This window comes from Streptomyces sp. NPDC102514, assembly GCF_055584525.1.
Genome location: NZ_JBVJLW010000006.1, coordinates 230,229 through 242,231, shown reverse-complemented (window position 1 = coordinate 242,231; position 12,003 = coordinate 230,229). Strand labels below are relative to the sequence as shown.

Annotated in this window: 9 protein-coding genes and 1 tRNA gene; 8 read left to right on the top strand and 2 right to left on the bottom strand. The window is 73.0% G+C overall.

Annotated elements, in window-relative coordinates:
• The first annotated feature begins 192 nt into the window (after positions 1–192).
• The 7 genes from ACZ60E_RS17895 to ACZ60E_RS17865 all read left to right on the top strand — a co-directional run bounded on the left by ACZ60E_RS17895 (position 193) and on the right by ACZ60E_RS17865 (position 6,803).
• Positions 193–1,188 carry a phosphatase PAP2 family protein gene (locus tag ACZ60E_RS17895; protein ID WP_469441481.1) on the top strand — a complete coding sequence of 332 codons (996 nt, stop codon included), beginning with the start codon at positions 193–195 and terminating at the stop codon, positions 1,186–1,188.
• The gene (locus tag ACZ60E_RS17890) at positions 1,112–2,362 is read left to right on the top strand and encodes a hypothetical protein (protein WP_469441799.1); all 1,251 of its coding nucleotides are present in this window, start codon (positions 1,112–1,114) and stop codon (positions 2,360–2,362) included. Before ACZ60E_RS17895 ends, ACZ60E_RS17890 begins: the two co-directional genes overlap by 77 nt.
• Positions 2,359–4,008, top strand: a complete 1,650-nt coding sequence (locus ACZ60E_RS17885) for a hypothetical protein (protein ID WP_469441478.1) — start codon at positions 2,359–2,361, stop codon at positions 4,006–4,008. Before ACZ60E_RS17890 ends, ACZ60E_RS17885 begins: the two co-directional genes overlap by 4 nt.
• Complete coding sequence (locus ACZ60E_RS17880) at positions 4,005–5,339, top strand: AAA domain-containing protein (protein WP_384807871.1); 1,335 nt, start codon at positions 4,005–4,007, stop codon at positions 5,337–5,339. Before ACZ60E_RS17885 ends, ACZ60E_RS17880 begins: the two co-directional genes overlap by 4 nt.
• A 125-nt stretch (positions 5,340–5,464) precedes the next feature.
• On the top strand, positions 5,465–5,830 hold the full coding sequence (locus ACZ60E_RS17875) for a hypothetical protein (protein ID WP_107016056.1): 366 nt from the start codon (positions 5,465–5,467) through the stop codon (positions 5,828–5,830).
• A gap of 258 nt (positions 5,831–6,088) precedes the next feature.
• Complete coding sequence (locus ACZ60E_RS17870; RefSeq protein WP_453792626.1) at positions 6,089–6,739, top strand: bifunctional DNA primase/polymerase; 651 nt, start codon at positions 6,089–6,091, stop codon at positions 6,737–6,739.
• A tRNA-Lys gene (locus ACZ60E_RS17865) sits at positions 6,730–6,803 on the top strand. Before ACZ60E_RS17870 ends, ACZ60E_RS17865 begins: the two co-directional genes overlap by 10 nt.
• A 71-nt stretch (positions 6,804–6,874) precedes the next feature.
• Here ACZ60E_RS17865 and ACZ60E_RS17860 read toward each other — a convergent pair.
• A complete protein-coding gene (locus tag ACZ60E_RS17860) occupies positions 6,875–8,197 on the bottom strand; it encodes a M6 family metalloprotease domain-containing protein (RefSeq protein ID WP_469441476.1) in 1,323 nt (440 codons plus the stop codon).
• Positions 8,198–8,682: 485 nt separating this feature from the next.
• Between ACZ60E_RS17860 and ACZ60E_RS17855 the strand changes: the two genes are divergently transcribed.
• The gene (locus ACZ60E_RS17855; RefSeq protein ID WP_469441474.1) at positions 8,683–10,740 is read left to right on the top strand and encodes a putative bifunctional diguanylate cyclase/phosphodiesterase; all 2,058 of its coding nucleotides are present in this window, start codon (positions 8,683–8,685) and stop codon (positions 10,738–10,740) included.
• Between the two features lie 30 nt (positions 10,741–10,770).
• Here ACZ60E_RS17855 and ACZ60E_RS17850 read toward each other — a convergent pair whose 3' ends face one another.
• Complete coding sequence (locus ACZ60E_RS17850; protein WP_385838943.1) at positions 10,771–11,874, bottom strand: LLM class flavin-dependent oxidoreductase; 1,104 nt, start codon at positions 11,872–11,874, stop codon at positions 10,771–10,773.
• Positions 11,875–12,003 lie beyond the last annotated feature (129 nt).

Here is a 12,003-nt window from a genome sequence, read left to right as displayed (position 1 = left end):
GGAAACTCGGGCGGGTGAACCGCGGAAGAACGAGGGATGGATCACTTCAATCATCGCGCACGTGGTCGAGAAGCAACCCGGCGGGCGATCTCCGCGTCTTTGAGCACCGGGGGCGCCCCCACGAGGGAAGCGCACAGACCGTACATTGGTCCGCGGCACTGCGCGCGGGGGAGCAGGAGGGGGAGGAATCGGATGCTGCGGACCGATGCACCAGTCAGCGAGGCGGCACCACGAACCCGCCTCCGCTGGTGGACCGAGCTGCCCCTGATCCTGCTGGTCTACGGGGCCTACTCGGCGGGGCGGCTCCTCGCGCGCGGGGATGTGACCCATGCCGTCGACCACGGCCTGGCGATCCTGCGGGTGGAGAAGTTCTTCTTCCTGAACGCGGAGCACCCGCTGAACCGCCTGTTCACGCGTGAGCCCTGGCTCGGCATCCCGGCGGACTTCTGGTACGCGTCACTGCACTACATGGTGACGCCCGCCGTCCTGGTCTGGCTGTTCCGGTCCCGCGCGGTGCGCTACCGGGCCGCCCGGACCTGGCTGATGACGTCCACGTTCATGGGTCTGATCGGTTTCACCCTGCTGCCGACCTGCCCGCCGCGGCTGCTGTCGGCGAGCCACGGATTCGTCGACACGATGGCCCAGTACAGCGACTACGGCTGGTGGGGCGGCGAGGCGAGCGCGCCCCGCGGACTCGGCGGCATGACGAACCAGTACGCGGCGATGCCGAGCCTGCACTGCGGCTGGGCCCTGTGGTGCGGTGTGATGCTCTGGATGTACGGCGGCACGCGGCTCACCAAGATCGCGGGCGTCCTGTACCCGCTGATCACGACGATCGTGGTGATGGGCACCGCCAACCACTACTTCCTGGACGCGGTCGCGGGCTTCGCCGTCATGGGCGTCGGATTCCTGCTGACCCGGCCGGTGCTGCGGCTCGCGGACAGGTTCCGGACGCGGTTCGGGATCCGTCCCTTCGCACCGGCCCTCGGGGGTCCCCCGGCCGCCGGCCCGGTCGCCCCGCACGACGCAGGTTCCTCAATTGTCAGTGCAGGGTGCCAGACTTCCCCGGGTGAGCGACTTCCCCGACAACGCAAGGTCCCAGCCACCCCGGGTGCCGCCGAGCCGGGAGCCGAACCGGCAGCCAGTCCCGTCGACTCGGGGGACGAGACTCCGGCACCGGCTCGCTGAGCTGCGCGGCCCGGCCGTCCCACCGCAGCCGCTGGACGCGCGCGCCCTCGCGGCGCTCGCGGCGAATCCGGGGTGCCGCCGGCGCGCGATCCTCGACGGCGCGGGCGTGAACAAGGCGGTGCTGGCGAGCGCGCTCGGCTCGCCGTCGGCCTTCGGGCAGTCGCAGTTCGCGTTCATGCGGGGCAACGCCTTCGAGGCGCGGGTCAAGGCCGACGGGGGCGCGGAGCTGCTGCGGCTCGTGCACGAGAAGCTGGACGCGGGGGCCGAACCGCCGGTCGGCGGCGCGGTTCCCGACCTCGGCGCCAGTGGCCCCGAGGGGCGCACGGCCCGTACGGCGCTGGCGCTGCGCGAGGCCACCGCGTCGGGCGGCTGGACGCTCCTCGACCACCCGCTGCTCGCCCTGGAGGTGGCGGGCTCCCCCGCCTTCCTGGAGCCGGACGCGGTGGTCGTGCACCCCGACGGCGGTTGGACGGTCGTCGAGATCAAGTCCTTCCCGATGCTGGACGGTTCGGCGGACGCGGCGAAGGTGGGCGCGGCGGCCCGCCAGTCCGCGGTGTACGTCCTGGCGCTGGAGAAGGTCGCGGCCCGGCTCGACCCCGCGCCCGAGGTCCACCACACGGTGCTGCTGGTCTGCCCGAAGGACTTCTCCAACCTGCCCACCGCGTCGGCCGTGGACGTCCGCAAGCAGTGCTCGGTGACCCGCCGCCAGCTGGACCGCCTCACCCGTGTCGAGGACATCGCCGACGCGCTCCCCGAGGGCACCTGCTTCTCCCCCGACCTCCCCGCCGCCGAGCTGACGGCCGCGGTCGAGTCGGTCCCGGCGACCTACGCCCCCGAGTGCCTGGCCGCCTGCGAACTGGCCTTCCACTGCCGCGCCCACTCCCGCGCCGAGGGCGCGGTCACCTCCCTGGGCCGCTCCCTCCGAGCCGAACTCGGCGCCCTGACCACGGTCACCGACGTCCTCTCGGCGGCCCACGGCCACACGGGCGACCCCACGGACCCCACGGTAGAAACCCTCCGCAGAGCGACAACCCTCCGCGCGGAAGCCCTGGGCACCCCAAGCCCCGCAAGGGGCGCGGGGAACTGCGCGACCAGCCACGACGGCGCGGCAGACGACACACCACCGGCCGCGCAGCGAACCGCGCAGCAATCCGGGCGATCGGGGTCGAAATGACCCTGATCACCACCCTCGCCAGGCTGGAAGCCGTGAGCACCGGCCGAGCCCAGCCCCTCACCACCGTCCGCCACCGCCACCTCACCGACCACCCCCTGGTCCTCGTCCCGCTCACCACCGCGGGAGAGGCCGGCGCCCCGCTCGGCGCACTGGTCGGCACGGACCGCGACGCCCCGCGCCTCCTCGTCGTGCCGCAGCCCCGCGACCGCGACCTCCGCTTCGCGTTCCTCGCCGAGCTCGCGGACATCGTCCTGCCGTACATCGACGCCTACGCGGACGACGTCGAGGCCGCCGAGCGCAACGAGACCGACCCGGAGACCGGCAAGCGGGTCAAGGTCGAGGTCGAACTGTGCGCGGACGCACCGCAGTTGATCGTCCCGGGCCGGGCCGGCATCGAACTCGTACGGCTGCTGGGGCGTTCCATGCGGTTCAGGCGCACCGCCGAGCAGGACCCGGAGACCCCCTATCCCGCGCCGCCGCGCGTGCCGTTGCTCGGGCGGTGGCTCACGCACTACGGGGAGCGGGCGCGGGTGCCGGGTTCGTCGCTCCTGACGGCCCTCACCGACGCGCTGTCCCGGCACTGGGCCACCGGCCAGTCCTCCCTGGAGGACCAGCATCTCGGCGCGCTGCTCGCGTGGATCGATCCGCCGCAGGGCGAGTCGGGCGCCGACGCGGCGCTGCGGGCCGAGTTGGAGCGGGACGCCCAGGGCCAGCTCGTCTGCCCGCCCGCGGGACCGACCACCGACCCGGCCTTCGACAACAAGCTGCTCGCCCCCGCCATCGAGCGCTACGACCGCGCGCGTACGGCGCTCGCGGCCGCCGAGGACGGTGTCGAGGCGGACGACCGGCTCGGTGAACTCACCGCGGCCGAGCGGCACATCCACGAGCTGGTGGCCAGCCGCACCCGCCCCACCTGGGACGCGGTGTGGCACGGCCTGGACCTGCTGCGGACCCTGCCCGAAGGCCCGCGCGCGGCCGACCGGTGGACCCGCGACCGCTGGTCGTTCACCGGCCACCGGGACCGCGTCCTCGCCGGTGAACCGCCGCAGCCGCGCCGCGACGACGCGGTCACGGCGGCGAACAAACTCGCCACGCGCGAGCGCGAACAGGCCCGGCTGGAAGCCCAGGAGGCCCTGGACGACCCGCTGGTCATGGCCGGGCGCCGGCTCGGGGGCGAGGCCTTCGCGGGTGAGGTCGTCGATGTCGTGATGGCGTACAGCGAGGGGAAGCGGGCCGCCCCGCGCCCCCTGGTGACCGTACGGACGGACGACCGGCCGCATCTCGGCGAGCGGGCGAAGGTCTACCGCTCGCTCGGCGGCAAGCCGCAGTCGGCGGAGTTCGTGGGGTACGAACGGGACGGCTCGGACGGCCCGCCCGAGGAGGACGGCGGCTCGGCGGAGTCCGGTTCCGGCGGCGCCCTCGTCGTGCTGCGCATCCTCGACAAGATGGGCCGCGGCAAGGAGCCCGAGCCCGGATCCGTGCCGGAGAAGGGCGATCCGCTCTGCTTCACGCTCTTCGAGCACGAGCAGCGGGGCGGCGCGAAGCTGCCCGAGCCGGAGGACACGCCGTGGACGCACGGCGGGCCGCCCGGAGAGACCGACGCCGCCCCGCAGCCCGACGCCGTGACCCCGGAGGACGTTCTGTGACCACCGTGTTCGACCCGGGGGCCGAGGCCGCCCGCGCCACCGACGCGATCCTGCGCGACACCCTGCACGGGGCGCACCGCGGGGTCGTGGTCGACTCACCGCCCGGCGCGGGCAAGTCCACGCTCGTCGTACGGGCCGCGCTCGAACTGGCCGAGGCGGGGCGCCCGTTGATGGTCATCGCCCAGACGAACGCCCAGGTGGACGACCTGGTGGTCCGACTCGCCGAGAAGAACCCCGACCTCCCCGTCGGCCGCCTGCACAGCAGCGACTCCGACCCGTACGACAAGGCGCTCGACGAGCTGCCGAACGTGCGCAAGTCCGCGAAGGCGGGCGACCTCGCCGGGCTCGACGTGGTCATCTCGACGGCCGCGAAGTGGGCGCACGTCAAGGGGGTCGAGCCGTGGCGGCACGCGATCGTCGACGAGGCGTACCAGATGCGTTCGGACGCGCTGCTGGCCGTGGCCGGGCTGTTCGAGCGGGCGCTGTTCGTGGGCGACCCGGGCCAGTTGGACCCGTTCGCGATCGTCGGCTCGGAGCAGTGGGCGGGCCTGTCCTACGACCCCTCGGCCTCGGCCGTGACGACCCTCCTCGCGCACAATCCGGAGCTGCCGCAGCACCGGCTGCCGGTCTCCTGGCGGCTCCCCGCCTCGGCGGCGCCGCTGGTCTCGGCCGCGTTCTACCCCTTCACGCCGTTCCGCAGCGGCACGGGCCACGGCGACCGGCGGCTCGCCTTCGCGGTGCCCTCGGACGGTTCGGGCCCCGACCGCGTCATCGACGAGGCGGCCGAATCGGGCTGGGGCCTGCTGGAACTGCCCGCCCGGCACACCCCGCGTACGGACCCGGAGGCGATCCGGGCCCTCGCCCTGGTCGTACGCCGGCTGCTGGACCGGGGCGGCGCGGCGACCTCGGAGCGGTCCCCCGACGCGGTCCCGCTGACGGCCGACCGTATCGCCGTCGGCACGGCCCACCGCGACCAGGCGGCGGCCGTCCGGGCGGCGCTGGCCGAGCTGGGCGTTCCCGAGGTGACGGTCGACACCGCGAACCGGCTGCAGGGCCGCGAGTTCGACGTGACCGTCGTCCTGCACCCCCTGTCGGGGCGGCCCGACGCGACGGCCTTCCATCTGGAGACGGGCCGCCTGTGCGTACTGGCCTCACGCCACCGGCACGCCTGCATCGTCGTGTGCCGCGCCGGTGTCACCGACCTGCTGGACGACCACCCGTCGACGGAGCCGGTGCAGCTGGGCGTCACGGTGAAGTTCCCGGACGGCTGGGAGGCGAACCACGCGGTGTTCTCGCATCTGTCCGAACACCGGGTGGTGTGGGAGTCGTAAGGGAGCGCGTGCGGGGGTGTTCGGGGGCGTGCGCCGGGGCCGGTGGCCCACTTGCGCGGTCAAGGGACAATGGACGGTGGCCCGCCCACAAGGACGGGCCGACCGCTGTACGAGGAGGAGAAGTCATGGCGGAGCCCACGCCGCGTCGGAACGAGCCGCGGCTTCGCCCCGCGCCGCTGCTCTTCGAGCCGGCGGAGGCGGCGACCGATCCGGAGCACTTCTTCGACCTGGAGTCGATAGACGATCCGCTGGCGTTGCTGGCGCGCTCCACGGAGTTGGCGCTCGCGTTCCGCGCGGCGACCGATCGGGCCGTGGAGTTCCAGGCGATGGCCGCGGCGCAGCTTGCGGATCCTCGGCGGTTCGATCGGCTGACCCCTGCGGAGGTCGCTGCGCGGGCCGAGTGGACCGAGGACTATGCGATGAAGATGGTGGAGTTCGGGCGGGAGTTGTTGCGGGGGGCCGACGCGGAGGGGTATGCGGATCCGGTGTGATCGCCCTCCCGGGCGGGGGGGGCGTTCGGCGGGTGCGGGTCCGTCGTGGCTGGTCGCGCCGTTCCCCGCGCCCCTTAAGGGCAAAAGATTGCGCCGTTCCCCGCGCCCCTCAAAGCCGAAGACTGCGCCGTTCCCCGCGCCCCTGAGGGGCGGCTTGGCATATGCCAGGTGGGCAAGATACTCCACCCTGTCCTCTCCTGTCCTGGGTTCTCGCAACTCTGCGGGAGTGGGCGATCACGGCGGGTAGACCTGGGTGGTATGAGCATCGATGGGAACTACGGCGGGGCCGGGGTCACCGGGGTCACTCCCGAGGGGGCTGCCTGGCTCGCCTCGGCAGGAACGTATCCGCGTAGCACCCGCGTCCTCTGGGAGGACCGCCCCACCGCCCCGGTGGTCCTCGCCTGCGGGTCCGCCTTCGACGTCGTCAACGCCCCCGCCCTGTTCGGCCGCCTCATGCTCGACGGGCTGTGGGACGAGGGGCCGGGCTCGGGTCCCGTGGCCGCCCACCGGGGCCGGATGCTCCTGTTCGCCGCCCCCGGCACGGCGCAGCGCCTGCCCTCGCTGCTGGAGTGGGAGGAGTGGGGATCGGGCGGCGCCTCGGAGCGGGGCCGGGCCATCCCGCCGCTGCTGTGCCACGGCACCGGGGACGCGGTGACCGTGCCCGCCCCGGTCCCCTTCGCGCCGCCGGAGCCGGCCCCCGCCACCCACCTCGGCTCCCGCTGGCTGGTCGCCCCCGACACCCGCACCCCCTGGCTGCCGGGGCCGGAGATCATGCTGTGGGCGGCACTGCGAGCGGCCCGGTCAGCGGCCCGGCGGCGGCTCTCCGAGCCCTTCCCCGCGGCGCCGATATCGATTTTTCCTCCCGCCGATCAGGATGCTAAGGTTTACGACGTCAGCAGGCGCCGCTAGCTCAGTTGGTTAGAGCAGCTGACTCTTAATCAGCGGGTCCGGGGTTCGAGTCCCTGGCGGCGCACAGACGGTGAGAAGCCTCTCGCGGAAGCGGGGGGCTTTTCGCATGCCCGCGCCGCCCGGCCCCCGCGCGCCCTAGCCCCTGCCGTCGTCCCGTCCGGTCGAGATCGTCACCGTCCACGCTCCCGATGCCGTCCGGTCCGACACCTCGACCCGTACGTCCTCGCCGGGGACGGTGAAGCTCTCCCCGAGGGCGACCGGTGCGTCCGCGAGGGGGGCGTAGACCGAGTCGTCCCAGCAGGTTCCGGAACCGGGGTGCGCGTCGACCACCTCGATCGGCCCGCGGCCGGACTCCGCCCCGCCGCGCACGCGGTAGACGAGCACGCCCTGCGAACAGGCCTCCTCGTCGTTGCCCGCCGGCCCCCGCACCTCGAAGGCGATGGCGCTGTCGCGTCCGGTCCGCACCACCGCCAGCTTCGTCCCGCCCGCCGTCCCGAACCCCGCCCACCCCGGTTCGGACATCGGCTCGGACATCGGTTCGGCCATCGGTTCGGAGCCCGGCTCGGACATCGGCGCGCCCGCCGCCGTGCCACCCGCCGCGGCCACCGCGGCTCCCGCCGCCAGCGGCTCCAGCGTCAGGCGCGTACCCCGTCCGCCCGCGTCGCGTACGCACGCCACCTGACGTGGTTCCAGCCACCCGAGTTTCCATTTGTGCCAGCCGAAGAGGTCGGGGGCGAGTCCGAACTGGCTGCCCATGAGGTCCCAGTCGCCGACATACGTGTCCCAGTCGCCCTTGCCGTCGACGGGCCGGTGGTAGAGGTCGGGCAGATCGAAGACGTGACCGGTCTCGTGGGCCAGGACCAGCCGGTCCGGCGGATGCTTCTCGAACACCGTGACGACCCGGCGGATGTCCGTGCCGTCGGCCCGCAGCGGCACGTCCATGTTCACCACCTTCGTCGCGTCCGAGTCGACCCCCGGGGCGTCGGGATCGGCGACGAAGTAGACGACGTCGTAGCGCGAGAAGTCGACCCGGCTGTCCGCCGCCGCGAGGGCGTCCCGCAGATACGCGGAGCGCGACGCCGCGTTCCAGTCGCGCTGTATGGCGTACGCGGTGGACGGCCGCGGCATCCGGATCCACTCGCGCAGCGGGTGCGGGCGGAGCTGGAACTTCCCGTACGAGGCCCGTTCGAAGAAGCGGCTGGTGGCCGGGAAGTAGTCGGCCGTCAGTTCGGCGGGCCTGGTCAGCGGCTTGGCGTCGGGGAAGGAGAGGAAGACCATCACCGCGTCCAGGCGGCGGGCGGGCCGCGGATAGGCGGCGTTCCAGGTGTCCACACCCTCGGAGTGGTGGGCCGCGGTCCGCTTCAGCGCGCACGGCACGGAGAGCGGCACGGCGGCCGTGGGAACCCCCAGGGAGGTGGCCGCGAGCGCCGCCATGGAGGTGAACACGGCCGCGGGCATCCGCCATCCGTGTCCGGTCCACACCGGCCCGTACCAACGGGGTCGGACCCCGCCACGGGTGAGCCCCTTGAGGGGGAGCAGACGCGGCACGTCGACCTCCGGATGCGGAATTCGGGATACCGCAACCAGCCTGTGACGATTTGTTCTCCTACGTCCTGTTTATCTGATCCAAAGGAGTGAGCGGGCCGACATCCGACCGAGAACATCGGGGAGCACCAGGGGGGCGCCAGGACACGCCGACACCCCGAGCACTCACGGAACGTCACAAGTGATCGGCCGGTGAAGGAACCTGTCCAGGTGCGGGCAGAAACGATCTGTCAGAAAGGGGTGCCCTTCCGGGACACTGGACGGTAGCTGGAAGGCCTAACGGCCAGCCTCTATGATCGGCACACTTTCCTGCGCGGACACGGCTGGAGCGGCCGTCCACCACCGGCCGACCCTCGACGAGACCTGTACGACGAACGAGTGCACAGCGGGAGCGAACGGTGAGCGGAACGTCCGATGGACCGGCGCCCACGGCAGACCTCGTGCGGTCGGCCGTCACAGAGAGTCACGTCACGAGCTCTCTTCGTGCCGGGACCCTTTCCCATGAGGAGCGGGCTCGACGCGTCGAGCCCCTGGTAGAGCCCCTGATCGACACCCCGGTCGATCTGTCGGCCGGACTTCCGGCCGGCCTCTCGTCCACGTTCCCGGTCGGTCTGGCCGCGGGACTTCCGGCGAGGCTGTCGGCCGGCGCCCCGGCCGGACTCCCTCCGCACCCGGAGAACGGGTCCGGGGCCGGTACGGGCGTCGACGGCCGTACGTTTCGAGCCACCTTCGCCGCCGCGCCCCTCGCGATGGCCGTCGTGGACCGCGAGGGCCGGGTCGTCACGGCCAACGACACGCTGGCCGCGCTGCTCGGCACGGGCTCCGACGGGGAGGGCCTGGTCGGCCGCATCGCCGCCGACCTGGTCGACCTCGCCTCGGACGCCCGTACCTGGCACGCGTACCGCGAGGTGCTCCGCGGCCGGCAGGCCCGGCTGCGCTGCACCCGGCGCCTCAAGCACCCCGACGGCCACTCGCTCTGGGCGCAGGTGACGGTCAGTCCGCTGCCCGAGGAGGAGCGGGCGGTGCTGATCTCGGTCTCCGACATCAGCGGCCGCCGGGAACTCCAGGCGCGGCTTCGGCATCTGCAGATGCACGATCCTGTGACCCGGCTGCCCAACCGGACCTTGTTCTTCGAGCGGCTCTCGGCCGCGCTGGAGGCCGAGGCGTACGAGGAGTCCGGCACCGGCAGGATCGGGCTGTGCTACCTCGACCTGGACGGATTCAAGGCGGTCAACGACACGCTCGGTCACCGTGTCGGCGACCGGCTGCTGGCGGCCGTCGCCGAACGGCTGACCCGCTGCGCGAACGAGGCCGGGTACGCGAGAACGGCCACCCCGCTGGTCGCCCGGCTCGGCGGCGACGAGTTCGCACTGCTGGTCGAGGACTCGACGGGTACGGAACAGCTCGCGGACCTGGCCGATTCCGTGCTGAAGTCCCTGCAGGTGCCCTTCGACCTGTCCGGGCAGCGGCTGTCGGTCTCGGCCTCGATCGGTGTCGTCGAGCGGCACGCGGCCGGCACCACCGCGACCGGGCTGATGCAGGCCGCCGACACCACGCTGTACTGGGCGAAGGCCGACGGCAAGGCCCGCTGGACGCTCTTCGACCCGGAGCGCAACGCCCACCGCATGACCCGTCAGGCCCTCTCCTCCACGCTGCGTCCCGCGGTCGAGCGCGGGGAGTTCGCCCTGGAGTACCAGCCGCTGGTCTGCATGGAGGACGGCGTGGTGCGCGGCGTCGAGGCACTGGTGCGATGGAACCATCCCCAGTTCGGCACGTTGACGCCGAATCGGTTCATCGGACTGGCCGAGGAGGACGGGTCGATCGTCCAGCTGGGCCGCTGGGTGCTGGCCACCGCCTGCCGGCAGGCCCGCCGCTGGCAGCTGGACCACCCGGACGCGGAGCCGATCTTCGTCAGCGTCAACGTGGCGGTACGGCAGGTCTGGGACTCCGACCTGGTGTCCGACGTGGCGGCGATCCTCGCGGAGACCGGGCTCGCCCCGCATCTGCTGCAGCTGGAGCTCACCGAGTCCGCGGTGATGGGCTCCGCGGGCCGGCCCCTCCAGGCGCTCCAGGCGCTCAGCGACATGGGCGTGGGCATCGCCATCGACGACTTCGGCACGGGGTACTCCAACCTCGCCTACCTCAGCCGGCTGCCGGTCTCGGTGCTGAAACTCGACGGGTCGTTCGTCCGGGGCTTCCAGTACGAGAGCGGGGAGTACGAGGGCGCGGACGGCGCCGGAACGCCGCCCAACCCCGCCGACGAGGTCGTCGTGGAGGCGATGATCCAGCTCGCGCACCGGCTCGGCCTCACCGTCACCGCCGAGTGCGTGGAGACGGCGGGCCAGGCGACCCGGCTGCGGCGCATCGGCTGCGACACCGGCCAGGGATGGCTGTACTCCCGGCCGGTGGCGCCGGATCGTATCTCCGCGCTCCTGTCGGCGGCGGCCCTCCCGTAGAGCGCGGGGTCGTGACCGGCCCGACCGGCCCTAGGCGGGCAGTCCGTACGCGTCCGCGATCAGTTCGTACGAGCGCAGGCGTACGGCGCCGCTGTGCGCGTTGGCGGTGAGCATCAGCTCGTCGGCGCCGGTGCGCTTCTGCAGGTCGTCGAGACCGGAGCGGACCTCGTCGGCCGTGCCGTGGACGACGTTCGCGTTCCAGGAGTCGACGAACTCCCGCTCCATCGGACTGAAGTCGTACGCCTCCGCCTCCTCCGGAGTGGGAACCAGGCCGGGGCGGCCCGTGCGCAGGCGGACCATGTTCAGCGCGGCGGCCTCGACCTGCCGACGGGCCTCCTTCTCGTCGTCCGTCGCGAGCGCGGAGACGCCGATGAGGGCGTAGGGCTCGTCGAGCACGGCCGACGGCCGGAAGGACTCCCGGTAGAGGTCGAGCGCCGGGACGGTGTTCTGCGCCGAGAAGTGGTGCGCGAAGGCGAAGGGCAGACCGAGGGTGCCGGCGAGGCGGGCGCTGAAGCCGGAGGAGCCGAGCAGCCAGACCGGCGGCCGGTGCGGGGACTGGACACCGCCGGGCGAGGTCGCCTGGACCGGTCCCGGGACCGCGTGGATACGGGCGTACGGGTGGCCGTCGGGGAAGTCGTCGTCCAGGAACCGGGTCAGTTCCGCGAGCTGCTGGGGGAAATCGTCGGCGCCCTCGTTCAGGCGGTCCGAGCGGCGCAGGGCCGCGGCCGTGGCGCCGTCCGTACCCGGGGCCCGGCCCAGGCCCAGGTCGATACGGCCCGGGGCCATCGCCTCGAGCGTGCCGAACTGCTCCGCGATGACCAGAGGGGCGTGGTTCGGCAGCATCACGCCGCCGGAGCCCAGGCGGATGCGGGTCGTGTGGGCGGCCAGGTGGGCGAGGATCACGGCCGGCGAGGAGGAGGCCACGCCCGGCATGGAGTGGTGCTCGGCCACCCAGTAGCGGTGGAAGCCGCGGGTCTCCGCGAGGCGGGACAGCTCCACCGCGGTCCGCAGGGACTCGGTCGCGGTGTGGCCTGCGCCGACTGTGACCAGGTCCAGGACGGAGAGGGGGGTGGGGGCGGTGCCCTTCGCTTCCGCTCGGATGTCGCTGGTCCCGGTGGGCGTGTGGTCCGCCACGGTGATTCCTCCTGTTGTTGCTCGCGATGTCCGCGAGTCCCTAACAGGAGGTTGGCTCCGCTTATTCCCTCGCCCCCGCCGCCCCTACCCTTCCCGTCACTGCATGGGGGCTGCGCCCCCTCGCCCCCG

Bases quoted from the DNA above. Each gene is read 5' to 3' on its own strand.
- ACZ60E_RS17895 (WP_469441481.1), top strand. From the start codon at position 193: ATGCTGCGGACCGATGCACCAGTCAGCGAGGCGGCACCACGAACCCGC.
- ACZ60E_RS17885 (WP_469441478.1), top strand. From the start codon at position 2,359: ATGACCCTGATCACCACCCTCGCCAGGCTGGAAGCCGTGAGCACCGGC.
- ACZ60E_RS17875 (WP_107016056.1), top strand. From the start codon at position 5,465: ATGGCGGAGCCCACGCCGCGTCGGAACGAGCCGCGGCTTCGCCCCGCG.
- ACZ60E_RS17870 (WP_453792626.1), top strand. From the start codon at position 6,089: ATGAGCATCGATGGGAACTACGGCGGGGCCGGGGTCACCGGGGTCACT.
- ACZ60E_RS17860 (WP_469441476.1), bottom strand. From the start codon at position 8,197: ATGCCCGCGGCCGTGTTCACCTCCATGGCGGCGCTCGCGGCCACCTCC.